The organism is Levilactobacillus humaensis, from assembly GCF_024345185.1.
GTDB lineage: Bacteria > Bacillota > Bacilli > Lactobacillales > Lactobacillaceae > Levilactobacillus > Levilactobacillus humaensis.
This window is the reverse complement of sequence record NZ_BROB01000002.1, coordinates 88,386-112,828: the sequence shown is the minus strand read 5'-3', so window position 1 is coordinate 112,828 and position 24,443 is coordinate 88,386. Positions and strand designations below refer to the sequence as shown.

Genomic DNA, 24,443 nt, shown 5'->3' with positions numbered 1-24,443 from the left:
CAGCACAAAGAGAGGAAGACTTATCTGATGAAAGCTTTAGTATTAACCGGAACTAAAAAAATGGAAATTCAAGACTTACCAACGCCCGAAGTTAAACCTAACGAGGTTTTAGTAAACACTGCCTATGCTGGTATCTGTGGGACCGACCGTGCGCTATACGCCGGCCTTCCTGGTTCAGCCGATGCTGTGCCACCAATCGTTTTAGGCCATGAAAACTCAGGGATCGTTGCTGCCATTGGGAGCGAAGTGACCAACGTTAAAGTTGGCGACCGTGTGACCGTTGACCCTAACATTTACTGTGGCGAATGTGAATACTGCCGGACTGACCGTCCAGAACTCTGTGACAACTTATCCGCTGTTGGGGTTACCCGCGACGGTGGTTTGGAAAAGTCCTTCACCGCACCAGCATCCGTTGTTTATCCATTGCCTGACAGTGTCTCATTGAAGGCCGCTGCTACGACGGAACCAATTTCATGTGCAGTCCACGGGGTAAAATTATTGGACTTAACACCATACCAAAAAGCCTTGGTCATCGGAGACGGCTTCATGGGACAAATTTTCGTGCAATTATTACAAGCTTACGGTGTTCACCAAGTGGACTTTGCCGGCTTGAACGATAAGAAGTTAGCCTTTAACAAGGAAAAGTTTGGTGTGACCAACACGTACAACACGAAGCACGACAGCATTCCTGCCGACTACGACGTGGTTATCGAAGCTGTTGGTTTACCACAAACGCAAGAAGAAGCCGTTGAAGCAACCAAGAAGGGTGCCCAGGTCTTGATGTTCGGTGTTGGGAAGCCTAACCAAACCTTCTCCATGAACACTTACGAAGTTTACCAAAAGCAATTGAAGATTCAGGGTGCCTTCATCAACCCTTACGCCTTCGAAGATGCTATTGCGCTGTTAGCTAGCGGCCAATTGGATGTTGAATCCTTGATCAGCCATGAAGTTAGCTTGGAACAAGTGGAAGACGTCTTGAACGGTAAGGTTGACGGTGTCAGCAAGGCTGTTGTTAAGGTCAGTGACTAGTAAAGGATAGGGATAATTGTGAAAGTTGAACCGACAACTGATTTAAACGCTGGAGCGGCAACCTTGGATGCCTCTAATGGTCGGACGATCTCGATGGGTAAAGCCATTGCTTACTTCGCGTTATCACTGGTGATCAACTCTGCCGGAAACGTGCTGACGTTGGTGACGAGTGCTAAGATTCACCCGTCGTTCTTAGGAGCGGCGTACTGGTCCGCGGCGGAAGCTAACCTCGGGACCGCGTTCCACTGGAACCTGTTCTGGGCGTTTCTCATCATGGGTTTTCTGACTTCCGTGTTAAATGCCGTCCTGATTCGTCATTGGGATTGGAAACGGATTGCTGGGAACATGATCTTCATGGTGCCATTCTCCGCCTTGATTCAGGTGTTTGAGGATTTCTTCAACGGCAAGTATCCCGCCTTGTTTGCGGGGCTACCAGAAGCTCGGTCCATGGGGATGATTATTCTCTACATCTTCTTGAACTTCTTGGGAGTGGCCTTCATTGCGGTAGCCATCTCCATCTACCAACGGGTCAACCTGGTCTTACATCCAGCCGATGATTTGATGCAGATTCTCCGTTTCCGTTACTTCAAGGGGAACGCTGCCAAAGCGATGTGGGCGTCATACATTCCACCTACCATTATGGCTATTGTGGCCCTTGTAATTACGCGGTCATTTACGAACTTTGGATTAGGGACTGTCTTTGCCTTCTTGGCACAAGGTGGGATTACCGGGATTGCCGACAAGGTGATCTTCCCTAAGCTGAAGCATCAGGCTGTGGATGTCGGGAAGTAGAGTGGTGGCACGGGCGGTTAGTCAGTGAGCATTAACGTCGCTAAGCTGATAATCCCGGTCTATGGATTATTGGCTTAGCGGGGTTAAGCGGAGCTGACTGCCCGGGACAGCACGTTTCCGCCACATACGCAGTAACAGCAAGAAAAAAGGAGCAAAAAAACTATGTCAGTTAGTGACTTCATCACTGGAATCCAACACGTTGGGATTCCTTCAGCAGATTTAGACAAGACCATTGCGTTTTACGAATCCCTAGGTTTTGAACAAGCCGGCTTATTCCCTAATGGGGAAAACCGTTGTGCGTTCATGCGGCTGGGCAACCTGACCATCGAAACCTGGGAAGGCGATCCAACCAACCCAGAAGCCGGTGCGATTAACCACATCTCCTTAAACACGACCGACGTCGACCAAGCCTTCGCTGCTGCCAAGGCTCAAGGTTTGACGATGGTTAACGACGAAATTCAATCCATTCCATCTTTCTGGAAGAAGGGTATTCGGTTCTTTAACATCTTAGGACCTAATCATGAAACGATTGAATTCTGTCAGATTCTAGATTAAAGGCGTACGGCTGAAGGCGATTATGCGGAATCGACTACCTTCTGTCACACGTTTTGAGAAATTAAATCTAGTGAAAAACTCCCTGCCGTTACTGTGATAACGGTAGGGAGCTTTTTTGTGGTTGAATTTAAAATTAGCGTTGGGTTGCTCGTGGAATAATAGTGGCCGTGAGCCGCACTTCTTGCGGAATCTGATGGGGATTCTGAATTTTGGCGATCAGGTGGTTGACGGCAACTTCACCAAGTTTGGTGATGGGTTGTTGGGCGGTGACGATTGGTTTTTCCAAGAAGTCGAACCAATCGTTGTCGTCGAAACCGCCCAGCTGAAAGTCTGGCACATCAAGGGTATTCAAGCGGGTCAGGACGGCCCGCATGATGGTGTTGTCCGCCGCGAAGAGGCCGTCACACTTCTGGTTGACCAGGAGCTGACGCGTCATCTGGCCGACATTGCTGTTGTCGGTACGGGCGACTACCTCGATGGCAGGATCGACGGGGAGGCTGGCCGCGGCCAGCGCCTCATGATAGCCGCGAAGCCGCTCGTCGGCGGTGGCGGGAACGGCACTGTTAATGATCCCAATCCGTTGAGCCCCCTGATTGATGAGTTGGGACACCACGGCCTGAGTCCCTTGACCATTGTCGACGAGGACACGGTCGTATTCCGGCGCCGTGCCAGCCGGTGGCATGCGATCCACGAAGACAGCCGGTGTGTTGCCTAAGATGTCGGTGTAGTTGGTGGCTTCACCGGCGCTGGCAATCAGGAGGCCATCGACCTGTTTTTCCAGCATCAAGTTGAGCGCCTTGGTTTCCTTTTCCAGACTTTCATCGGTATTGACGATCAGAACGTCATAGCCGGATTTCGCGGCCTGGTCCTCAATGGCTCGGCTCAGATTCGTGAAGAAACCATTGAGAATATCGGGAATGATCATGCCCAGCGTGTGGGTCTGTTGGACGCGAATGCTGCGGGCCAGCCCATTGGGGTGGTACCCGAGATTACGGGCAATGTTTTGAATCTTTTGGCGGGTGTCGCGCTTCACCTGGGGGCTATCATTGAGGGCCCGCGAGACGGTAGCTTCGGAGACGCCGGCCTGTTTGGCAACATCTTTAATTGTAATCTTACCGGACATGTCAGTTCCTTCTTTTCTGAAATAGAATGGGTTACAAAAGGACCGTTGATCGGGCAGCTAAGCCCATAAATCTAAACAGTGGATAAACAGTATACCTGGTGATTGTATATTCAGCGTAGCGGTTAGGGGGGTAGTCGTCAACTAATTCTGCTTAGAAGTGAAAAAGGGGTTGCATTTTTAGGGGGAGAAATGCTAAAATTAATTCCTGTTGGGTCAGTGATGACCGAATTCTTGGGCTATAGCCAAGTGGTAAGGCAACAGGTTTTGATCCTGTCATGCGCTGGTTCGAACCCAGCTAGCCCAATCAGAGGTTTAACAGAGACTGCCAGTCGTTTTGTGACTGACAGTTTTTTTGTGTCATTTTTCAACGGAACCCGATCAAATGAGTTGGCAAGGCGGGGAGCGCTGGGGTATGGTTAACACAATAACAGTGAACGAAAGGAAAAGGTGATCAGCAGTGACAAGCCGCGAACAGCAGATTCTGGAGTGGATCAAGCAGAATCCCATGATTACGCAAAATGAGTTAGCAGAGTTGGCTGGCATCACCCGGTCCGGCGTGGCAGCTCATATCTCGAACCTGGTCAAGAAGGGTTACATCCAGGGAAAGGGGTACGTCATTACGCCACCGAAGTACGTCACGGTGGTCGGCGGAATTAATATGGATATCCTGGGGGTCTCTGGTACGACGGTAACCAACCAGAGTTCCTACTCCGGAAAAATCTACACCAAGCTGGGGGGCGTCGGCCGGAACGTGGCGGTCAACCTCAGCAAGCTGGGCGTTAAGCCCTACTTTATCGCGGCCTATGGTGACGATCGCAACGGCGAAATCTTTAAGGAAGACGCCTTGGCCAATCAAATTGATATCAGCCATGCCAAACAAATTACCAATGAACCCACGTCGATGTACCTCTTTGTCAATCAGCCCCAAGGGGACCGCATTGTCGGGATCGACGACATGGATATCAACGACTACATTACCCCCGACTACCTCATGGGACACGAGCAAACCCTCAACAATTCCGACCTGGTGATCATCGATTCTAATTTACCCAAGCGAAGCATCAAGTGGCTCTATAACCATGTGACGGTGCCGCTGTTTGCCAAGGCCGTGGGGATTAACAAGATGATGAATCTTTACGACGGCATTGATCGGCTGGATACGCTGGTCATCAATGCCTTGGAGGCCACCCTGCTGACGAAGATCACGATTAGTGACGAGGCCACGGCGCGCCAGGCCGCCACCGATCTGATTGGCCGGGGGGTCACCAATGTCTTTATCTACATTGATGAGGTTGGGATTCTTTACCAGAACGCGGATCAAGCGGTCTTCTTCCCCGATACCGAGCAGGATGCCCGCAACACGAATGGCGCTGGGGCGTCGGCTGTGGCCGCTTTAGCCTGGGCCCGGCTACATCACCAGGATTTTCTTCAAACGGCGAAGGCGGGCGTGGCAGCCACCTATATCACTACTGAGGCGGACGACGCGGTTAACGACAGAATGAGCGCAGTGATGCTCCAGCATCGGCAAAAAGCCCTCGACGACTAGGCTAACGCCCGTGGTGTTTGGGGACGCCAGCCTGTGGGAAACGGCTGAAGCCACAGGGCGGTCTTCTGCCCCCAAACACCAGGAGCTATGACTAGTCGGACCTGTTTGTAGTAAGTGTATTTACCATTATGGTGATCCATTAAATAGAACTTATAGCAAAGTGAGATCAAATTGCGAAAATTTGATCTCACTTTTTTTGCTTGTGAAAAAGTAAATTAGAAGGAGAGCCAATCACCAGATTAACAACGATTTTTATCATGAGATCAGGTGAGCAAACTAGCGTAAAATACTGCAACCGCTTACGATCCTATTGACAAAGGACTCTGGAGATTATATTCTGTAAGTGTCAAATGATTACTCAGATAAACATTTGTTTATAGTTCCAGCCCTGAAGGAGGCAATGGAAATGGATAGCCAGAATTTGAAACAGCAATCAGGCTACGTCGTCGTAGTTGGTGGTATGAACATGGACATCTTCGGGATGCCTAGTCAAAAGGTCATTCAGCGTGATTCCAACATTGGTAAGGTTGGGATGGCTGTCGGTGGTGTGGGTCAAAACATCGCCCAGAACTTGGCTCATTTGGAAGTCCCTACCCATCTCATTACGGTGTATGGTGATGACTACAATGGTCACTTACTAGCTAAGTCTTGTGAAGAAAACCATATCATGTTGGACCAGGCCGAATTGGTCAAAGGGTCCCGTTCTTCAACTTACATGTACATCACCGATGAAACGGGTGACATGCTGGTTGGTGTGAATGATATGGCTATCTGTGAACAGATTACGCCAGAATTTCTGGCTAAGCGCCTCGACTTCATTAACAACGCTGCTATCTGTCTGATTGATGCTAATATCTCGCAAGAAGCCATCGATTGGTTGGGAGACAACGTGACAGTGCCACTCTTTGGGGACACGGTTTCCGTTGTGAAGGCGCCACACTTTGCCCACATCTTGGGTAAGATGGACACCTTGAAGCCTAACGCTTTGGAAGCTTCACTGCTCAGTGGCGTTGAAATTACCGACACCGCTTCCGCAGAAAAGGCCGCTAAGGTTCTCTTGGACACTGGGATGAAGAACATTTACATCTCATTAGGTGCCGACGGAATCCTTTGTGCCAACCATGAAGAAATGGTCCACGTGCCAATCTTCAAGACCGACATCGTCAACGCCAATGGCGCTGGGGACTGTGGGATGGCTGCGATTACCTGGAGCCACTTCTTGGACCCTAACCGGTCATTGGAAGAAACGGGTAAGATTGCCCAAGCTGCATCGAGCATCGCCCTTGAAAGCACCAAGTCAGTGCCAGATATCACACCAGAATTAGTGAACCAGAAGCTAGCAACTTTAACAACTTCAAAATAAGAGGAGAGAGCAATTTATGATTAAGCAAATTTATTCTTTGATTCAGTATGACGAATCCGTTAAAACTATGGAAGCTGGGGCCGACAACATCGGACTCGTTCCTATGCAACATGGTGGTGTTCCTGCCCACCGTGTTCCCCTAGACCGTGTTGACAAGATCTTCGCCGAAGCTAAACGCCGTGGGGTAACCTCCGTTGCGATCATGCTGACGAACGACCCTGAAGAAATGTTACAACTTGCCGAACGCATCCAACCAGACATCTTGCACATTGCCGGTGACGGCTACGCCGCAGATGCTGAATTTGCTAAGCGTTTGAAGAAGGTTGCACCTCATACCGAACTCATGCAAGCCGTTCTGGTTGATGGCGAAGGTGCCATCGCGCGTGCCAAGGCTTTCGCACCATTCGTTGACTACATCCTGTTAGATTCTGGTTTAGCACCAGATACTGGGATCGGTGCCAGTGGTGTGACCCATGACTGGAACATTGACGCTAAGATCGTTAAGGAAGTTAACGTACCAGTTATCGAAGCCGGTGGTATGGGACCTGACAACGTTGCCGAAGCCATTGAAAAGATTCGCCCATACGGGGTCGACTCATTGACGAAGACCAGTATCAAGTACGAAGGCGGAAACATGGAAAAGGATATCCCAAAGGTCAAGGCATTCTGTGAAGCCGCAGATGCTGCCGCTAAGAAGTTAGGTCTTTAATCTTTGAATCGCATAGGAGGCGTTAGAGAGTTGTCATCGAAACGTTATACGCCCAAAACCGTTGCTCTAGCCTTCCTAGGAATATTTCTAGTATGTATTGGGGTTGCCTTTAACAATAATACCCAGTTAGGTAATGACCCTGTGGGCATTATTTACGACGGGTTACGGACAACCTTCCATCTTGAGCAAGCGCAATTAGGAACTGTTTCTAATTACCTGAATGTGGTGTTAATCGTGGCCCTGTTCTTTATCGGGCGGCACTACGCAAGCTGGGGCACCTTGATGTATCTGGTACCTTATGGCTTGTTCGTGTCAATCGGGTCGTACCTGTACCCCTTGATTTTCACCTCCACGACGTTGCTTGGTCGGTCCATTGGTGGGGTTGCAGGGATCTCCCTGTACTACCTGGGGATCAGCCTCTTCGTTGCCGCCGATATTGGGGTAGACCCCTTTAGCGGCTTCATGCTAACGCTCCGGGACTTTACCGGGTGGAGCATGCGACGCAGCAAGATTACCTTCGACGTGGGTCTCATTATCATTGGTATTTTATTAGGTGGTAAGTTCGGGATTATTACCATCTTGACCGCACTGACGACGGGTCCAACGATTCAAGCGTTGAGCTCAATCTTCAGAAAACGATTAATCCTAGAAAGAAGCTAGATAGAATGAGTTTGGATGTTAAATTACTACAACGCGTCAAAGTTATCGATACCGATAACCTGGCACAAACGGTTCTAGAAGTTTTACAAACCGAAAACTACCACCGGCCATTGTTCATCATGGACGGCTTCCTCGCCAAGGTTCAATTGGTTCAGGATACGCAAAAATTATTAAAGGACAACGGCATTGACGTCGCCGTCTTTGATAAAGTGGTTTCCGATCCACCTGCACAAACTATTCGCGACGGGGTTACGGCCTTCGAAGCAGCCAAGGCTGATAGTATTATCGCCATTGGTGGTGGGAGCTCAATCGACGTTGCCCGTGGGGTAAACATCGTGCGGACCAATGGTGGCGACATCATGGATTACACGGACCCTAAGAAGGAAATCAAGGTTTGCAAGGGCTTAATCGCCGTTCCAACGACTTCCGGTACTGGGAGTGAAATGTCCAATGCCCTCGTCGTAACTGATGTGAAGACGGAAAAGAAGTTGGCTATTCTCTCTGACAACGCGGTCAGTGAATACGCCATCTTGAACCCAGACCTGTTGTTATCGTTACCTACTAAGATGACGATTGCCACTGGTTTGGATGCCTTCTCTCACGCTGCTGAAGGCTACACGTCACGGCTCTCAAGCCCGATCACCGACGCGGTCTGTGAAAAGGTTATGTTCCTGTTAGCCAACTACCTGCCAACTGCTGTTAAGGACGGACAAAACCGCAAGGCACGTCAGGAAGTCATGGTTGCCGCAGCCTTAGCTGGCTGGATGTTGAACAATGCCGGAACCAACGCGGGCCACTCAATGGCGCACATCTTAGGTTCCAAGTACCACATTGTCCACGGGGAAGCCGTTGCCTACGCCTTACCCAGCGTCTTGACCGCTGTTAGTGACCTGATGCCTGAAAAGGTTGCCGAAATTGGCCAAATCCTCGGCTTGAACTACGCCGAAGACGAATCCATGGCTGACCGTACTTCTGCCGCAGTTAAGCAGTACCAACACTTCCGTGACGATGTCTTGGGCTTACACCCATTCAGTGATTACGGCATCTCTTCCGAACAAGTTGTCTCCAACGCCAAGGCTGTTGCCACCGAACAATTTGCAAGCAACATGCCTGGAGAAATGAACGAACAGGTTGCTGCTAAGCTGTTAGCTGGCTTCGGTAAGCGCCTCGACTAAAAGGAAAAAGGGTGAACATAATGAATTTTTTTTTCTTATTAACTGGTCTAGCATTAGTCTTCGGGATTGGTTGGCTGGTTAGTTCCGACCGTAAGCACATCAAATACAAACGAATGGGAATTCTGTTTGCTTTGCAAATTGTTATCTCGTTCCTTTGTTTACATACTTCCGGTGGGATTAAGACTTTAGCCGGTATCTCCGGCTTCTTCAGCTGGTTGATGGGTCAAGCCGCCGGTGGTGTTGACTTCGTCTTTGGTGGGTTAGCCATCAAGCCGGGTGCCTCCGTCTTCTTCCTCAACGTGCTGATGCCAATTGTCTTCATTTCCGCACTGGTTGGGATTCTGAACTACATCAAGGTCTTACCATTCATCATCAAGTGGACTGGTTGGATTTTGAACAAGGTTGCCGGCATGGGTGAACTTGAAAGTTACTTCGCCGTATCGACTGCTATCTTGGGTCAACCAGAAGTCTTCTTGACGGTTAAGGAACAAATCCCAAAGCTGAACGAACAACGTCTTTACACCATTTGTGCTTCAGCAATGAGTGCCGTTTCAGCCGCAATGCTGGCTTCATACATGAAGATGGTTCCCGGCAAGTTCGTCGTTGTTGCCGTCTTCTTGAACATCTTGTCCGCATTGATTGTTTCTTGCATTATCAACCCTTACGAAACTGAAGCCAACGATGAATTGGTTCAGATTTCCGAAAAGAAGCAAGAACCATTCTTCCAAGTTTTAGGAACTTACATCACCGATGGGTTCAACTTAGCTATCACTGTTGGTGCCATGTTAATCGGGTTCGTTGCCCTGGTTACGTTCTTAAACAGTAGCTTTACAGCTATTATCCACATTTCATTTACTGACTTAATTGGTTACGTCTTCTCACCAGTTGCCTTCTTAATGGGTGTTCCTTTACACGAATCCATGAAGGTTGGGAGTTTGATGGCAACCAAGTTGATTACCAACGAATTCGTTGCCATGGGTAACTTACATGCCATCGCCGGTGGGTTGAGTGCTAAGGCTAACGCTATCATCTCTGCTTACCTGGTATCCTTCGCCAACTTTGGGACGATCGGGATCGTTACGGGTTCTATCAAGTCCATCAGTGCCGAACAAGGTGGTTACGTTGCCAAGTTCTCCATGAAGTTGTTGTTAGGGGCCACCTTGGCTTCTGTCCTTACTGGGACGATCGTTGGTCTGTACTTCTAATTAGGAGGTTTGAATGGTGAAAACGAAACTCAAAAAATTATTACCGTTGATGCTGGGTTCTTGGTTCCTATTTGTTGCCACGAACCTGGGTGTGACAGTGCTGACGAGTAACGCGACCGCCATTCGCCCCATGATTAATACCGTGGCGTTTGCCCTCGTGCTCTACGTCTGGAGTGCGTTCAACGTGCTTCGTAATCGGCGCCACGCGGTCGGATTAATGGAATTTGTCATTATTGTTTATGCATTTGGATTCGTCAGTTCGTTGGTGACAGCCGTTTCCAACTTGGGTCAGGCAACTGGCCTGTTGAGCCTCGTCATTGTCGGCAGTCTCGTCGGCATCGGGGTCAACCTGCTATGGTTCAAGACCTGTAGTCAACTTAGCAAAGTAACGGTTAAATCAACCCACTAATTACTTTAGATAAGGAGCTATCTGACATGACAACAAAGATTATTATGGACTGTGACCCCGGTCACGATGACGCCCTCAACATGATGTTGGCGTTAGCAAATCCTGAGATTGACTTATTAGCGGTCACTTCTTCTGCCGGGAACCAAACCCCAGAGAAGACGCTGAACAACGCGATGCGTCTGTTGACGTTGATGCACCACCAAGAGATTCCAGTGGCCGGTGGGAACCGAACACCACTCATGAAGCCGTTGGAAACGGCTGGTAACGTGCATGGTAAGTCCGGATTGGACGGGGCCGAACTCGCCGAACCAGACTTCAAGGTTCAAGACATGACGGCTATCGAGTTGATTGCCAAGACCTTACGCGAAAGCGACGACAAGGTAACCTTAGTGGTTACCGGCCCAATGACCAACATTGCGTTGTTCTTACGGGTCTACCCAGAATTGAAGAGCAAGATCGAACGGATCGTCTTCATGGGTGGTGCCATGGGCTTAGGTAACTGGACCCCATCCGTAGAATTTAACATCTACGTGGACCCAGAAGCTGCTAAGATTGTCTTAAACGCTGGGATTCCGCTAACGATGGCGCCACTGAACGTGACCCACAAGGCCCAAATCCTGAAGCCAGAAATCGAATCGTTGGACGAAATCGACAACCCTGTTGCCCACGCCTTCCGCGGTTTGCTGAGCTTCTTCGAAGTCTATCACGAAAATCCAAAGTGGGGATTCAAGGGTGCGCCACTGCATGATCCATGTACCATTGCCTGGATGCTCCACCCAGAAATGTTCAAGAGTGAATTGATGAACGTTGACGTGGAAACTGAAGGTGAATTGGTCCGTGGTGAAACGGTTTGTGACTACTACGAACTCACTGGAAAGCCTAAGAACACCGAAGTTCTATTAGATATCGACCGTCCGGCCTTTATCCAACTGATTAAGGATTCTTTGAAGACTTTCAACAAGTAATCGAATTGAAAAAGCGCCATTCCTTAATTGGAATGGCGCTTTTTTTCGTTCTGCCGAGAAAAACAATGTATTGTAAAACTTGGGAATGGGTACGCAAGAAGAAGTTGCCCGCCTTCCGGGGGCCTGCTCAGGGGCTGGAACGCTGTGGACACGGATTTGAGCCACAGAGCAGTCTCAAATACCGGTCTTTCACTAACCCGAGCAGACCACTCGACTAAGTGGAATTTCACGGCTGAGCCCCTGAGCAGACCCCCTCCAGGCTGGAAGACTAGTCGTTGATTCGGTGGAAGTTGACTGGCAACAGGGGAGAAGACACAGCTGATCACATCGTTGAAAGTGGATTGTGGTCAGGTTGTAAGTGGAAGCGGTGGAAAACTGAAACTTAATAAGTTTAAAGTCTCATATTTTGGGTGTTGGTTGTTCTGAGAATAGCCGAAAGGCATAGAGAACGTCGATTGATTTGGCGGGATAGCCATTATCCCGCAACACCATTTTTAGCGGATAGTTCCCAGCCATCAGGTATAATGGAAGCAGTAATAACCCGGGAAATTGATTGGAAAAACGAATGATTTTAGGAAATTTAAAAAGATCAGGCAGACCCCTTGATTGTCACGCGACGTCATCAGGTATAACAAGGGTATAGGAGGTGAAACCATGTCAGATTATTCAACAGGAGAATTAGCCAAGTTGGGCCACGTTTCGGTGCGGACCCTCCAGTATTACGATCAGAAGGGACTCTTGCCCCCGACGGCTGTGACGGCTGGGGGTCGTCGACGGTACGCGGAGGCAGACTTGCAACGGCTCAAGTTAATTCGGCTACTCAAGGGGATGGACCTCTCGCTAGCGGCGATTCAAGAAATTCTGGATAGCGACCAGGCCAATCGTGTTCTAGCCGAAGCCCTAACTCAGCAAGAGCACCAACTACTGGCAGAACAGGCGGAGAACACAGAGAAATTGCGGACGCTTCGCCTGATTCAACGTAGTCTACCCGACTTTACCGACGTTCCGATTCAATCCATTACTGACATGGAACACATGATGGCAAACAAACAGGGATTAAGACGCGTGCATTTACGGATGTTGGGGTTCGGCGTCCCCCTCGGCGTTATCGAGTGGGGCACGTTTATCTACGCGCTCTTCACGGGTAACTGGTGGTTCTTTGCCGGTGGCATGGCGGTTGCGATCGCCGGGGCGAGTTGGATTAGCTGGGATTATTTCCGTTCGGTGAGTTATGTTTGCCCCAACTGCGGGACGGTCTTCAATCCTGCTTTCAAGGAGGTCTTCTTTGCCCGGCACAATATCCGCGCTAGAAAGGTAACGTGTCCGCACTGTGGGCAGAAGAACTTCTGTGTTGAAGTGTACCGCGAAAAGACTAAGGTTAATTAACCCAATAGCTCCGCTGGCCATCATGATCAGTGGGGCTTTTTTGGTGAAATGCGGGTTCAAGTTGATTGGACAAACCCAACAGTATTAGCCATTGTGGAAGACTAGAATAAACTTAGATAAAGTCACTAAATCTAAGCAAAGGGGTGTCAGTGTATGTTGACGAGTCATCAGAAATTACATAAAGTTATAATCCAGGCGATTGCCGTTTTAGGCGTGGGCTTGGGTTTGTTGCGTGTTGGCACGGTCACGGCAAATGCGTCGAGCAAGGGTTATTATGGGTGTCTTCAATCACGCAAGATTACTTACCATATAGATTCCAAGTCTAAGCATTGGAAGGACAATTGGAATGGTGCCATCAAAGCCTGGAACAAGCTTCATGTTGTTAAGCTAAGGAGTATTAAAAAGGCTTCCAAGGCTGACATTCGATTAACAACGGTGAAGAGCCTTAAGGGAAACTATGAGATGATGGGCTATACTAATGGTCCTGGTGGCTACTTTGGTATCTTTTCAAGTAAGGTGAAATTGAACCGTAAAGCGATGGTCAATTACACGGAACAAGACAAAGAGCGAACAGCTTTGATGGGTGTTGGCTATGCTATTGGTTTGAACTATTCAGATGATAAAACAAGTGCCCTCTCAGGGCTTGCTGACAAGCCTTCGACCAAAGACAAGGCTAATCTGAAGAAGGCCTATAAGCATGTTAAGTAATTCGACATATTAACAAGTAAGAGCCGCCAAGACTGGAAAAAATCCAGTTTTGGCGGCTCTTTATGGTCTCTATGTTTTTAAGCAAAATAAGGTTCTAGAATAGTGAGTTTCCGCCGATCAAGATCCACTTGGGCCAATGCTTCATAAGGCAAGGCAGTTCGTGGGTACGCGTGACCAAAGTTTAAGTTGGCCATGATCGGTGTGTGGAATCGACGTGTTGCGGCCAATAATTCATGGCAATAGGCATCGTAATAGACCTCATCTTGCGGTTTGCCCATGAGGATTGCGGCGACGTTTCCCAAAATTCCAACTTCAGTGAGGTTAGCTAACATGGCGGCGTAGGCGTCCGGGGTTGGTTGTTCCTCACTGGTTTCGAGGAAGAGAATTTTGCCGCGACATTCATCTGGCGTGGGTAAGAGGTGATAACGAGCGGCTATCGCGGGTTCATCCGGGTAGCGGGTGTCCGTGAGGAGGCTATTCAAGCTGTCAATACAGCCACCTAACAGGCGACCAGTGAGACGACCCTGACCACGAAGAACCTGATAACCGCGGCGTTCGGGATGACTGATCCGAGGGGTGCCCACGGCGGCTTGGGAGAAGTCGGTGCGCTCCTCATACCAGAAGGGACTACTGGTGATCGCGGTCGTCTGAGGGTTTTCAAAGTAGCGCGCGAGAGTCCGTCGGGTATAGGGCAACAGGTTTGGTCCCAGTTCAGCCAAGTCGTTGAGCAGGTTGGGGCCATAGTAGGTTGTGAGTCCCAGCCGCCGTAGCATCAGGTGATTGACGGTTGTGTCCGAGAAGCCGGTGAAGAGCTTCGGATGTTGGCGCACGGCGGCCACAAATTCGGGATCGTCGAATAAGTAGGGTGCCAGCCGATAGGTGTCGATGCCCCCGATGGCGCAGATGATCCCCTTGATCTTCGGGGTAGTGAAGGCCGTCTTGAGATCGGCGGCACGGGCTTCCGGATGAGCGCCCAAGTAAGCCTGGCCCTTGAGGGCATTGGGCATCGTGACAGGGTTTAAGCCCAGTTCACGGAGTCGGCGTTGACCCAACGCCAGTTCGTGGGCGGCAAAGGGTTCTCCCAGGACGCCGCTGGAGAGGCTGACAATGGCGACGGAATCGCCGGTATGTAAGGGTTGTGGTTTGATCATAGGCATTCCTCCAAATTATTAAATTGTTATTAGTCTACACTCTTTGGACTGAAAGACAAGTCGTGAAAGGCCAAGTCACTAGGGTAATTAAAAGCGCACTCCCAATAGATGAGAGTGCGCTCGTGTTTGTGTATTTCTAGTAACTCAGTGCCCGGTAAGCATCGTGTTTCCGGTGCGTGTGCAAACTGGCTTGCGACATACTGGTTCGCTTGTTCGTCCAGGGATCATTGTAGTAGGCACGTGTCTTGCTGTACCCAGTTAACGTGATCGCGTGGTTGCTGAAACCGTCGACGTGGTTAACCCAGAGGACCACGGGATGGCCTTTGTCGATCTGCTTTTTCAGCTTGTTGAAGGAAGCCCCGGTCATGTTCTTGGCAGAACCGGTGTGGTGTTTGACGAGCTTCATCAGACCCTTAGGGTAGATCCACCAACCATACTTAGAGTAAGGATTGCCGACGAAGCCCTTGTTAGGATTCGAACTACGAGGTGCTTCTTTGGCGATCGACATCTTGGTGACCTTGGCCCCGGCGTATTGGAGCATCATGGTTGTTGCCGTGAATTCACAGCCGGTTGGGAGCTGTGGTCGTTGCGCGATCAGGGGAACATTCAGGTAACGGTAGGTCTTGACGGTCCCGTTCCGGTGAATCCAGCCGACCTTTTTCTTATAGGTAAACTTGAGCCAGATCCCGTTGGCCATGGTTTCCTCGCGGGTGATGTGCACCGTCTTATTGGCAAACGAACTCGCCATGGTATAAGGCTTCATGTTCTTGGCGGAAGACTTGGCACCACCGGTCCGGTAGACGGAATGGTCGTAAGGCTTGTTTGGACCAATCTTGGTGTAGTAGTTCACCTTTTTTACCTTGGAAACTGGTCGGTAAACGACTGGCTTTGGTTTCGGTTTGGGCTTCGGTGTTGGCTTTTCGCTTTCACTGGAAGCAGATGAAGAACTACTGCTAGCAGCCGCAGAGGAAGAACTGTTCGTGACTGTTGATGATGAATTGGCATCACTAGTCGCGCTGGCGTGAGCGGTTGCGGGTTGAACGGTACTGATTAAGAGACCACAGCTAAGTGCTAGGAGGGCCATTGGAAGTCGTTTCATGTGGAATACCACCCTTATGTATGATTAATTTATGAAGTCATTGCTAAGTAGGCTAACAATTGGTTAGACTCAAAGTTTATTATACGCCCGGTGGGTAGGATGGCGAAAGGGGTTTCGAGAGTTTTAAAAAGCTGTGACACGGGTCACAGCCTTTTGTGTGTTGTAGTTTATGGTGTCGAAACGTGTAGAAACAGGCAACTGGCTCCGCTTAACCCCGATAAAACACGAATCCAGGCCCGGGATTCCTGCTTTATCGACGTTAATGCTCGCCGGCTAACCGCCTTTTGTCACACTCTCTCATCTAATTTCCGCTCCAAGCGCTGTCTTAAAGTGTTCCAAGGCCCAGGCGTGGCCAGTGGGGTTGAAGCTGGCGACGGCGTTCTCGTGGATGATTAAGTGGTAGCCCAGGTTGTAGGCCGCGATGGCCGTGTGGAGGACGCAGATGTCGGTACAGACGCCTGCTAGATGCAGGGTGTCCACGTGGCGTTCGCGTAAGCGCAGGTCGAGATCGGTTCCTGCAAAGGCACTGTAGCGGGTCTTGTCGAACTGCCAGACGGTTTCGGCGTCTTGGTGGGCATCGAACCACTCCTTGGTCTGACCGAAGAGTTCACGGCCCCAGGTGCCCCGTACATTGTGGGGTGGGAAGAGCTTGGTTTCCGGATGATAGGGGTCATTTGGCGTATGGACGTCAGTGGGGAAGAGCACCCAGTCGCCGGCCTTGAAATGGGTCTCGGCCAATTCTGCTATCGGGTGATCCAGGACCTGCCCCGGTTCACCACAGGTTAAAGCCCCCTTATCGGCAACAAAATCGTTCGTGTAATCGATGATTAGTAAGGCTTGTGTTCCGGCCATAACATCGTCTCCTTTGGCATTTCGTTTTAGTATGCAAGGTTGAGAAATGGAAGTCAACGACTTGTCTCATAACTTCTTTAATAGAAAAGTGATTCTTATTAATGCCGAGAAAACGCAGACTAACGGGTTATGGTTATAGCTGGCAAGCCGTTAATTATAATTTGGGACCAAATAGTCGTTGACAATGAGAAATGAAATTCATATACTGTAGATGAATTGATATTATATCACGTATAATATTGTGAGGAGGAAAGCTAATGGCCATTCAAGTACCGACCGAGCTACTCGACGGCAGTGTGTTGGGCTTGTTAACCCAGCAGGATCATTACGGGTACACGCTAACGCAGGAAGTCCGCCAGCTCTTGCCGATTTCAGAATCCACGTTGTATCCCGTGTTGCGCCGGCTGAAGAAAAATGGCTGGCTAGAGACCTATGACGAACCCTATCAGGGCCGCAACCGTCGTTACTATCGTTTAACGGCAAGTGGACGCGATCGTTTGGTAGAGATTCAGGCGGATTGGCAAGACTTCAATCAAGCCATTTCACAGTTATTGGAGGGGAAGACAGATGACTGATTACATACGCGCAGTCGAAAAATTATTAGGGCAATTGACCACGGCAGAGCAACAGGAAGTCGTGGAATACTATAAGGAATACCTATTGGACGCAGGAATTGAGTCGTATCAGGGGGCCGTGGATGAATTGGGATCCCCACGGTCCTTAGCCCGTAAGGTATTGGCCGACTATTCGATTCGAATGAACGAAAAGGACAAGGCCGATGCTGATACACCGCAGTCGCGGTCCATGGTTCAGGCGACTAAGAGTAATGTGCGGACGGTGTGGCTAATTATCTTAGCCATGTTATCGGCACCGGTGACGATTCCTATTCTGTTACTGGTTGTGGCCCTATTCATTGCCTTTGCGGCGGTGCTATTTGGCCTGATTGTGGCGGTCTTGGCGGTCTTTCTCAGCATCGTGGCTCTGGGAGTCGTTGGCCTAGTTGTCGGGATCATTATGCTATTTCAAGCGCCGTGGACGGGGATCTTTTACCTCGGCGTGGGCCTATTCTTCCTGGGAGCCAGTCTGTTAGGCTGGTTAGTCCTTAAATGGGTTAGCAGTTGGGTTATTGGGGGATTGTCGTGGCTCGCTAAGAAGATTTATCAGCGATTTATTCCGCGGAGCCGCGCAGAACGGGGGCATAAGCTATGAAAAAGAGTTTAAAAATCAGTCTGATCTTAATGGTCTTGGGGGCCATTTTACTCGGTATCGGCTGGAAAAATCACGGGGACAAATCTGTTGTCTGGAATCATTCAAGTCGTGGATTGAAGACGTTGGAACACGCTAAGACGTCGACTAATCCGGGAAACTATCAGCGGATTACAATCGACAGTCCGGCTTCGGTCACGGTTAAGTCCGGCGATACCAGTCGAGTCACGGTGAGCTACGTGAACCATGCACAGTCCACTCCAAAAGTGAAAGTAGCCAAGGGGACGTTGGCTATTACAGATGGCGGATCATCGAACATTTCTAGCGTCACGATCTTTGGGGAAGACCACACCTTCGATAAGGGCGGCGTCTTGGTGACGGTTCCGCGGGGGAAGCAACTGAAAGACATTACGGTCAAACAGGGGAGTGGATCGATTTCACTTCGTGGACTGACTGCCGATAACGTTAAGGTGGCCAATACCGACGATGTCAGCATGATGGACCTGCGCGTTAAAAATGACGTCAGTGTTGACTCCAGTAATGGGGATGTCTGGGCTTCCCAGCTGCGGGCCAAACAGTTGTCGGTCGTGACGACCGATGGAGATACGGGGATATCTAGCAGTCATTTGACGGGCAATGACAATCGCCTGGATTCCGGTAGTGGGGATATTCGTTTGAGTGAAACGACGCTCGGCGGCGGCCGGATTTCCACGGATGATGGGGATGTTCATTTACAGGACAATCATCTGAAGGGCCAATTGAAAGCCGAGACCGGGGATGGCGATATTCACGCCACAATGCCAACTTCTGTGAAGGTCACCAATGCCGATGATGATATGGGCGATATTACTATCTGGGGCCGATCACGACGTAGCGGGTTCCGCCTCGCACCTAAGGCCGCGACACAGTACGTACTCCATGCGGATGATGGTGACATTACCGTGGGTAAGCAAGGGTCAGCATCAGCCGATTAGCTTAATGGATAGGCCCCTAGGTAACGGGTTCTCGAATTTGTGAGGACCGTTACCCAGGGGCTTTTTTCGTTGGTTATGTGCACGTCACTAACAGACTAAATATATATTGTAGGGTTCATCATTAGCGGTATAATGGATATTTGAGGGGGCCGCTCGGACTACCGCTAGCGGCCAGCGTAGAATTCAATTGATTAGGGGAGAGTCAGAATGAAAGACAGTCGAGTCATGTGGAAAGTTTTAGCAATGGTTGTGGTTACCGCGGTATTTGCGGTGATTGGGATGACGCCTCGTTCGGTTCAAGGGGCGGTACGCACCAAGTATGCCTTGGGAAACTACGAGGCCAAGAAGATTAAACTTATTAAGAATAAAAATTACTTTGTTTCCCGGCCGAGTGTCTATGCCACTTCGTCGACCTATCGAAGCGAGGGCACATTTCAAACCAAGCCCGACGTCTATCATACCGTTCGGGGCAAGCGCGCGACGCTGAAGACCAGTCTATACTTGCCGGTCACCGTGCACCATTCTGGTGACTGGGCCGATCCTCAGAGCGTCGTTATCACGCCGGATGGCAAGACGGCTTACATCGCCTATCTGAAGTCGAGTGGGGGGACTCGCGGCTGGATCGTCAAGTATGATCTCAGCAAGATCCACCGGCTTCTCGGCGGTGAAACGTCAAATATGGACCTGCTGCGGCGGGCGTCGAATGCCCATTCCAAGGGGCGCGCAACCAGTCAACAGCGGAAGCTCCTCGCCGGCGTTCACGAGGGTCCTACCTTTGACATCGGTCATTGCCAATCACTTGCCTACAATCCGAAGAACAAGCAACTCTGGTTCACTAAGACGACGGGTAAGGCGGGTCAATATGGAGATGCCGTCAAGGTCTCATTGAAGACGTTGAAGCCAACGAATACGGTGGCCTACCGGTTGGTCAACAAGCACGGTGTGCGGATCGCAGTTAATAGCAATCTGACCTTTGATAGCCAAGGCCGGGCCTACTTTAGTAGCTACAGTGGGAAGCATGCCGTCCGGATTTATCAGGGAACGATGTCGACCAAGGGTGTGCACTTCAACCTATTGATGCAGAGTCTGGCTAATCGTCCAGGGCAAACGCATCAGGCCATTGCCTACAATCCACACAACGATCGCCTCTACCTGGTCAGTGATGACTCACTGTCTTCGGTACCCGTTAAGAAGCTTTTGAAGCGTCAGGTTAAGCCCAAGGATGTTCAGGCGTCCGTCTTCGCTAGCCATCGGGAATTCGAGGGCCTCTCCTTTGCCAAGAATGGTCAAGGTTACTTGGCTATGAACCGTGGGGCAGAACTTTTGAAATTGTCATTTTAAAGAACGGAGAGTGTGACAGAAGGCGGTTAGCTGGCGCACGTTTCGGCCATATAAATTTGGAGATACACAAGGGTCTGGGACTTCTCCCGGGCCTTATTTTTGTGTTTTCGAGGGGCGTCGTCAAGCTGAATCCGCTTGGACACAATCTTTTTCGCTGGTTTCAAATGTAAAACGTGGTAAAATGTAAGGATTGCGTTACCCGGGATTTAACAAATTAGTTAATAGAGGAGATTTTTATCGTGTCTGAATCAGCTTACTGGCAGAACATTGCGGACCATGCAAAGGCGGAGAACCGGCCCTTCTTTAGCTTGGCACCCATGGAAGCCGTTACCAACGCTATCTTCCGCCGGGTCGTGGCGCGTGCCGCCGCACCTGACGTCTTTTTCACAGAATTTACCAATGCGATCAGTGTGACGCACCCCAAGGCCAAGTTTACGGTTCAGGGACGGCTCTACGTGGCCCCAGAAGAGGCGCACATGCCCGTGGCCCAATTGTGGGGGCATGAACCGGAGGCCTTCTCACGAGCCGCTGAGGCCGTTAAGGGCATGGGTTATGAAGCCATCGATCTTAACATGGGTTGTCCGGATTCAACGGTCATCAAGAATCATGGTGGGAGTGACCTGATTCGTAATTTTGATACCGCAGCGGACGTGATTGCGGCGGCCAAGACAGCCGGCTTACCGGTCAGCGTGAAGACTCGGTTGGGCTACAGTCGTTTGGACGAATGGCATGACTGGTTGACCTTCCTGCTACAACAGGATATTCCGTTACTCACGATTCACCTGCGGACGAAGAAGGAAATGAGCCGGGTGCCAGCGCACTTTGAACTGATTGATGATATCTTGAAACTTCGCGATGAGGTTGCGCCAGATACTTTAATTCAGCTCAATGGGGATATTGAAAACTATCAACAAGGGGTTGAACTTGCCCAGGAACACCCTGGCGTCGATGGGATCATGATCGGTCGGGGAATCTTCACAAGTCCCTTCGCCTTTGAAAAAGAACCAAAGGAACATGACATCAAGGAATTATTAGGCCTGTTGAACTATCAGCTGGACCTATATGATGACTTTGAGAAACGTTTCGACACGTCACGTTTCCCTTCGCTCAAGCGGTTCTTCAAGATCTACGTTCGCAACCAGCGCAATGCCGCTAGTCTACGAAACGCCATGATGGAGGCCCACACGACGGATGAGGTGCGGAAATTGTTAGCCGAATCGGAATTTACCAAGTAAGAGTGTGAAAAAAGGCGCCTAGCCGGTGAGCATTAACGTCGATAGGCTGATATTCCTGGTCTTTGGAATATGAGCCTATCGGGGTTAAGCGGAGCCGGCTGCCTTTTTCCACACGTTTCGACAATAGAAGCAATAAAGAAGAGGATCTACGACCAGATATGGCCGCAGATCCTCTTCTGAGTTGTCGTGAATCAACGAGCGAAAGTGGTCATTATTATTCAACGATAAGCGCTGGATAAATAGCGAATTGATGTAAGCGAGTTCAATTATAAATCGCTGAGAGTTGCGTCTTTTTGCTAGGGGATCCCACCGAAAAAGGCTATAATGTTCTGAAGTCTGATAATAACCTTCGCCGGTACCTGACGGTAAGGTTATTGCGTTTAACCCGTGTTTTGAGTTGGTGAACCGTACTCGTGAGCTGTTGTGATTAGCAGCACCTCATGGGGTGGACGCCGACCAATTTGCGATGAATCGTCTGACAATCGGTTTGTCGCACCCAGCGAAAGTAACGCGCTGGACTAATTCTAACTAGAAATTTTATTGAGGTGATTATCCATGTATTTACGTAAAGCAAAACCCGAAGAACTGGACTTAATCTGCGACATCATCGAGGACGGCAAAAAGCAATTAGCCGATGCCGGTATTGACCAATGGCAGAATGAATATCCTAACCGCGACGTGATTGCCAGTGACATCGACAACGGCCGGGCCGTCATCTACAACAGTGACGACCACGAAACGTTGGGTGTGGCGGCTGTGATTGAAGCGCCAGACAATTCCTACGATACTTTGGAAGGCGAATGGTTGTCCGATACGACTAAATACGTGACGGTTCACCGGGTTGCCATTTTCTCCCATCACCAGGGGAAGGGCTACGCCTCACAATTGTTCCGGGATCTCTTCGACTACATTGCCGAAAATCATCCAGATGCCAACAGCATCCGGATCGATACGCACAAGGATAATGCGAAGATGCAACACTTAATCGAAAAGTTTGGTTTCCAACGTGTCGGCCGGATCGTGGGCGTTTATCACCCAACCGACGAATGCTACGTTTACGAGAAGCAAGTTTAATTTTTCAGGAGGTCCCTCTAGCACCGGTCTTGACCGATTGTGGGGGCCTTTTTTTATGCACCGAGTTTGAATAAACGCCGGTGGTGCGGCATAATGATGAATAGATCTATTTTAGCCTATTGCCAATTTCATCAGAACCAGGTAGCATACCTTCATGGGTTTTTATTTGGTTCTTGCGAAGCTATTTGTAAAAATTGGCTAACTTTGATAAAAAAACCGCAACAGTCTGAACACGATATCTGTTGAAGCAAGATAAGCTAGGCAAGTATTGATCGACTAAACTTAGCCGTAGGTGGACGGGACTTCACCCTGTGTCGGTGGTGTTAGGCTGGCTGACCTGTGCCGGCCTTACAGCACGGGCCGCCTTTAAGACCCACGGTTTTTGTGGGGCTTAAAGGCGAGTTCGAAGACCGCCCTTTGGCTTCGGACGTGTCCCATAGGGTGAAGTCCTGTCCACCGAAGGTGGAAACTTAAAGAACGAAAGAAAAGAACGAGTAGAAAGAAGGAATTAGATTGCAACGGAAACTGAGTGCCCGTCAAATGCAGATGATTGCGTTAGGCGGAACGATCGGCGTGGGATTATTCATGGGGTCTGGTTCCACCATCAAGTGGACGGGGCCGTCAGTTTTAATCGCCTACGTCATCTCGGGAGTCTTCCTGTATTTAATCATGCGAGCCCTGGGAGAAATGCTATACGTCCATCCCACAACAGGTTCCTTTGCGACCTTCGCTTCGGAATACATGCACCCGGTCTTTGGTTTCTTGACCGCGTGGAGTAATATCTTCCAATTCATTGTCGTGGGTATGAGTGAAATGATCGCCCTGGGTGGTTATTTCCGTTTCTGGTGGCCAAATTTGCCAGACTGGATTCCTGGCCTCGTCGCGATTACCTTCCTGTGCATTGCCAACCTGATCTCCGTAAGAATGTTTGGGGAATTGGAATTCTGGTTTGCCTTGATCAAGGTCGTCACAATTATCCTGATGATTATTGCCGGCTTGGGTGTGATCCTCTTTGGTTTCGGCAATGGCGGCCATGCGGTCGGGATCAGCAATCTCTGGACGCACGGGGGCTTCTTTACCGGTGGGGCCAAGGGCTTTATCTACGCGTTAGCCATCGTGCTGGCGTCGTATCAAGGCATCGAATTAATCGGGGTCACAGCCGGTGAGGCGGAGAACCCGCAACACACGTTGGTCAATGCGATTCGCTCGACTGTGGCGCGGATTCTGATTTTCTACGTGGGGGCTATCTTCGTGATTGTCAGCATCTACCCTTGGGATGAGCTGAATCAATTGGGGTCACCATTCGTTGAAACCTTTGCCAAGATTGGGATTACCGCAGCGGCATCGATCATTAACTTCGTTGTGATTACGGCGGCCCTCTCTGGGTCTAACTCCGGAATCTACAGTGCCAGTCGGATGGCCTTCACGTTAGCCGAGAAGGGGCAACTGCCTCGGAAGGCAACGCTGTTGAACCGCCATGGGGTGCCATTCTATTCCGTCGTGGCCATCTCCGTGGGTATCGGGATTGGGATCGTGTTAAATGTGGTCCTGCCAATGTACTTCAAGGATGCCAGTCAAATTTTCGTCATGGTTTACAGTTCAAGTGTGTTACCTGGGATGGTGCCGTGGTTCGTGATCCTGATTAGTGAGATCGAATTCCGGAAGCAAAACCAGGAACACATGGCCGAACACCCCTTCAAGATGCCGTTTGCGCCGTGGTCCAACTACATTACGTTGGTCTTCCTGAGCATTACGTTAATCTTCATGTTCTTGAATCCAGAGACGCGGGTGTCCATCCTAGTTGGGGTCGTCTTCCTGGCGATTATGACGTTCATTTACTTTAGAAAATACCAACCACGGGAAGCCGCTAAACGTTAAGAAGGGAA

General features: G+C 49.9%; 24 protein-coding genes and 1 tRNA gene. 21 read left to right on the top strand and 4 right to left on the bottom strand.

Annotated features, from left to right (window positions below):
• The first annotated feature begins 27 nt into the window (after positions 1-27).
• The 3 genes from OCU14_RS01080 (at position 28) to OCU14_RS01070 (ending at position 2,376) form a co-directional block, all read left to right on the top strand.
• Positions 28-1,029: a zinc-dependent alcohol dehydrogenase family protein gene (locus OCU14_RS01080; RefSeq protein WP_261809401.1), complete on the top strand. Its 1,002-nt coding sequence runs from the start codon at positions 28-30 to the stop codon at positions 1,027-1,029.
• Between the two features lie 93 nt (positions 1,030-1,122).
• Positions 1,123-1,821 (top strand): DUF6198 family protein, encoded by a 699-nt coding sequence (locus tag OCU14_RS01075; RefSeq protein ID WP_261809416.1) that lies wholly within the window; start codon positions 1,123-1,125, stop codon positions 1,819-1,821.
• Positions 1,822-1,983: 162 nt separating this feature from the next.
• Entirely contained in the window at positions 1,984-2,376 is a 393-nt protein-coding gene (locus OCU14_RS01070) for a VOC family protein (RefSeq protein ID WP_057877735.1), read from the top strand.
• Between the two features lie 133 nt (positions 2,377-2,509).
• Here the strand turns inward: OCU14_RS01070 and OCU14_RS01065 are convergent, their stop codons facing one another.
• Positions 2,510-3,499 carry a LacI family DNA-binding transcriptional regulator gene (locus tag OCU14_RS01065; RefSeq protein WP_261809400.1) on the bottom strand — a complete coding sequence of 330 codons (990 nt, stop codon included), beginning with the start codon at positions 3,497-3,499 and terminating at the stop codon, positions 2,510-2,512.
• A gap of 232 nt (positions 3,500-3,731) precedes the next feature.
• Between OCU14_RS01065 and OCU14_RS01060 the strand changes: the two genes are divergently transcribed.
• From OCU14_RS01060 to OCU14_RS01010, 11 genes are all read left to right on the top strand, one after another.
• Positions 3,732-3,803: transfer RNA gene (locus OCU14_RS01060), tRNA-Gln, on the top strand.
• A gap of 153 nt (positions 3,804-3,956) precedes the next feature.
• The gene (locus OCU14_RS01055) at positions 3,957-5,045 is read left to right on the top strand and encodes a PfkB family carbohydrate kinase (protein WP_261809399.1); all 1,089 of its coding nucleotides are present in this window, start codon (positions 3,957-3,959) and stop codon (positions 5,043-5,045) included.
• Positions 5,046-5,451: 406 nt separating this feature from the next.
• A complete protein-coding gene (locus tag OCU14_RS01050; protein WP_261809398.1) occupies positions 5,452-6,408 on the top strand; it encodes a PfkB family carbohydrate kinase in 957 nt (318 codons plus the stop codon).
• 16 nt (positions 6,409-6,424) lie between these two features.
• Positions 6,425-7,117, top strand: a complete 693-nt coding sequence (locus tag OCU14_RS01045; protein WP_261809397.1) for a phosphoribosylanthranilate isomerase — start codon at positions 6,425-6,427, stop codon at positions 7,115-7,117.
• Between the two features lie 30 nt (positions 7,118-7,147).
• Positions 7,148-7,777, top strand: coding sequence for a YczE/YyaS/YitT family protein (locus OCU14_RS01040; RefSeq protein ID WP_057877740.1), 630 nt, complete (start codon positions 7,148-7,150; stop codon positions 7,775-7,777).
• Between the two features lie 5 nt (positions 7,778-7,782).
• A complete protein-coding gene (locus tag OCU14_RS01035) occupies positions 7,783-8,952 on the top strand; it encodes an iron-containing alcohol dehydrogenase (RefSeq protein WP_309296911.1) in 1,170 nt (389 codons plus the stop codon).
• 20 nt (positions 8,953-8,972) lie between these two features.
• Complete coding sequence (locus tag OCU14_RS01030; RefSeq protein WP_261809396.1) at positions 8,973-10,157, top strand: NupC/NupG family nucleoside CNT transporter; 1,185 nt, start codon at positions 8,973-8,975, stop codon at positions 10,155-10,157.
• 16 nt (positions 10,158-10,173) lie between these two features.
• Positions 10,174-10,566, top strand: coding sequence for a hypothetical protein (locus OCU14_RS01025; RefSeq protein ID WP_261809395.1), 393 nt, complete (start codon positions 10,174-10,176; stop codon positions 10,564-10,566).
• Between the two features lie 26 nt (positions 10,567-10,592).
• Positions 10,593-11,531 carry a pyrimidine-specific ribonucleoside hydrolase RihA gene (gene rihA, locus OCU14_RS01020; RefSeq protein ID WP_261809394.1) on the top strand — a complete coding sequence of 313 codons (939 nt, stop codon included), beginning with the start codon at positions 10,593-10,595 and terminating at the stop codon, positions 11,529-11,531.
• Positions 11,532-12,185: 654 nt separating this feature from the next.
• Positions 12,186-12,917, top strand: coding sequence for a MerR family transcriptional regulator (locus OCU14_RS01015; protein ID WP_261809393.1), 732 nt, complete (start codon positions 12,186-12,188; stop codon positions 12,915-12,917).
• Positions 12,918-13,070: 153 nt separating this feature from the next.
• A complete protein-coding gene (locus OCU14_RS01010; protein WP_261809392.1) occupies positions 13,071-13,625 on the top strand; it encodes a zinc metalloprotease in 555 nt (184 codons plus the stop codon).
• A gap of 77 nt (positions 13,626-13,702) precedes the next feature.
• Here the strand turns inward: OCU14_RS01010 and OCU14_RS01005 are convergent, their stop codons facing one another.
• The 3 genes from OCU14_RS01005 to OCU14_RS00995 all read right to left on the bottom strand — a co-directional run bounded on the left by OCU14_RS01005 (position 13,703) and on the right by OCU14_RS00995 (position 16,727).
• Positions 13,703-14,776 carry a S66 family peptidase gene (locus OCU14_RS01005; protein ID WP_261809391.1) on the bottom strand — a complete coding sequence of 358 codons (1,074 nt, stop codon included), beginning with the start codon at positions 14,774-14,776 and terminating at the stop codon, positions 13,703-13,705.
• A gap of 136 nt (positions 14,777-14,912) precedes the next feature.
• Complete coding sequence (locus tag OCU14_RS01000) at positions 14,913-15,875, bottom strand: C39 family peptidase (RefSeq protein WP_261809390.1); 963 nt, start codon at positions 15,873-15,875, stop codon at positions 14,913-14,915.
• 297 nt (positions 15,876-16,172) lie between these two features.
• The gene (locus OCU14_RS00995; RefSeq protein WP_261809389.1) at positions 16,173-16,727 is read right to left on the bottom strand and encodes a cysteine hydrolase family protein; all 555 of its coding nucleotides are present in this window, start codon (positions 16,725-16,727) and stop codon (positions 16,173-16,175) included.
• 257 nt (positions 16,728-16,984) lie between these two features.
• Here OCU14_RS00995 and OCU14_RS00990 point away from each other — a divergent pair, with 257 nt between their 5' ends.
• From OCU14_RS00990 to OCU14_RS00960, 7 genes are all read left to right on the top strand, one after another.
• A complete protein-coding gene (locus OCU14_RS00990; protein WP_261809388.1) occupies positions 16,985-17,302 on the top strand; it encodes a PadR family transcriptional regulator in 318 nt (105 codons plus the stop codon).
• The gene (locus OCU14_RS00985; RefSeq protein WP_261809387.1) at positions 17,295-17,936 is read left to right on the top strand and encodes a DUF1700 domain-containing protein; all 642 of its coding nucleotides are present in this window, start codon (positions 17,295-17,297) and stop codon (positions 17,934-17,936) included. Before OCU14_RS00990 ends, OCU14_RS00985 begins: the two co-directional genes overlap by 8 nt.
• Complete coding sequence (locus tag OCU14_RS00980) at positions 17,933-18,907, top strand: DUF4097 family beta strand repeat-containing protein (protein WP_261809386.1); 975 nt, start codon at positions 17,933-17,935, stop codon at positions 18,905-18,907. The genes OCU14_RS00985 and OCU14_RS00980 overlap by 4 nt, the downstream gene beginning before the upstream one ends.
• Positions 18,908-19,114: 207 nt before the next feature.
• Positions 19,115-20,248 (top strand): hypothetical protein, encoded by a 1,134-nt coding sequence (locus tag OCU14_RS00975; protein WP_261809385.1) that lies wholly within the window; start codon positions 19,115-19,117, stop codon positions 20,246-20,248.
• A 239-nt stretch (positions 20,249-20,487) separates the two neighbouring features.
• Positions 20,488-21,483 carry a tRNA dihydrouridine synthase gene (locus tag OCU14_RS00970; RefSeq protein ID WP_261809384.1) on the top strand — a complete coding sequence of 332 codons (996 nt, stop codon included), beginning with the start codon at positions 20,488-20,490 and terminating at the stop codon, positions 21,481-21,483.
• Positions 21,484-22,038: 555 nt separating this feature from the next.
• Positions 22,039-22,557 carry a GNAT family N-acetyltransferase gene (locus OCU14_RS00965; protein WP_261809383.1) on the top strand — a complete coding sequence of 173 codons (519 nt, stop codon included), beginning with the start codon at positions 22,039-22,041 and terminating at the stop codon, positions 22,555-22,557.
• A gap of 513 nt (positions 22,558-23,070) precedes the next feature.
• Positions 23,071-24,435 (top strand): amino acid permease, encoded by a 1,365-nt coding sequence (locus OCU14_RS00960; RefSeq protein ID WP_261809382.1) that lies wholly within the window; start codon positions 23,071-23,073, stop codon positions 24,433-24,435.
• Positions 24,436-24,443: the final 8 nt, after the last annotated feature.

Bases quoted from the DNA above. Each gene is read 5' to 3' on its own strand.
- OCU14_RS01015 (WP_261809393.1), top strand. From the start codon at position 12,186: ATGTCAGATTATTCAACAGGAGAATTAGCCAAGTTGGGCCACGTTTCG.
- OCU14_RS01050 (WP_261809398.1), top strand. From the start codon at position 5,452: ATGGATAGCCAGAATTTGAAACAGCAATCAGGCTACGTCGTCGTAGTT.
- OCU14_RS01035 (WP_309296911.1), top strand. From the start codon at position 7,783: ATGAGTTTGGATGTTAAATTACTACAACGCGTCAAAGTTATCGATACC.
- OCU14_RS00985 (WP_261809387.1), top strand. From the start codon at position 17,295: ATGACTGATTACATACGCGCAGTCGAAAAATTATTAGGGCAATTGACC.
- OCU14_RS00995 (WP_261809389.1), bottom strand. From the start codon at position 16,727: ATGGCCGGAACACAAGCCTTACTAATCATCGATTACACGAACGATTTT.
- OCU14_RS01030 (WP_261809396.1), top strand. From the start codon at position 8,973: ATGAATTTTTTTTTCTTATTAACTGGTCTAGCATTAGTCTTCGGGATT.
- OCU14_RS01005 (WP_261809391.1), bottom strand. From the start codon at position 14,776: ATGATCAAACCACAACCCTTACATACCGGCGATTCCGTCGCCATTGTC.
- OCU14_RS01010 (WP_261809392.1), top strand. From the start codon at position 13,071: ATGTTGACGAGTCATCAGAAATTACATAAAGTTATAATCCAGGCGATT.
- OCU14_RS01075 (WP_261809416.1), top strand. From the start codon at position 1,123: ATGGGTAAAGCCATTGCTTACTTCGCGTTATCACTGGTGATCAACTCT.
- OCU14_RS00990 (WP_261809388.1), top strand. From the start codon at position 16,985: ATGGCCATTCAAGTACCGACCGAGCTACTCGACGGCAGTGTGTTGGGC.
- OCU14_RS01080 (WP_261809401.1), top strand. From the start codon at position 28: ATGAAAGCTTTAGTATTAACCGGAACTAAAAAAATGGAAATTCAAGAC.
- rihA (WP_261809394.1), top strand. From the start codon at position 10,593: ATGACAACAAAGATTATTATGGACTGTGACCCCGGTCACGATGACGCC.
- OCU14_RS00980 (WP_261809386.1), top strand. From the start codon at position 17,933: ATGAAAAAGAGTTTAAAAATCAGTCTGATCTTAATGGTCTTGGGGGCC.
- OCU14_RS01065 (WP_261809400.1), bottom strand. From the start codon at position 3,499: ATGTCCGGTAAGATTACAATTAAAGATGTTGCCAAACAGGCCGGCGTC.
- OCU14_RS01000 (WP_261809390.1), bottom strand. From the start codon at position 15,875: ATGAAACGACTTCCAATGGCCCTCCTAGCACTTAGCTGTGGTCTCTTA.
- OCU14_RS01070 (WP_057877735.1), top strand. From the start codon at position 1,984: ATGTCAGTTAGTGACTTCATCACTGGAATCCAACACGTTGGGATTCCT.
- OCU14_RS01045 (WP_261809397.1), top strand. From the start codon at position 6,425: ATGATTAAGCAAATTTATTCTTTGATTCAGTATGACGAATCCGTTAAA.
- OCU14_RS00965 (WP_261809383.1), top strand. From the start codon at position 22,039: ATGTATTTACGTAAAGCAAAACCCGAAGAACTGGACTTAATCTGCGAC.
- OCU14_RS00975 (WP_261809385.1), top strand. From the start codon at position 19,115: ATGAAAGACAGTCGAGTCATGTGGAAAGTTTTAGCAATGGTTGTGGTT.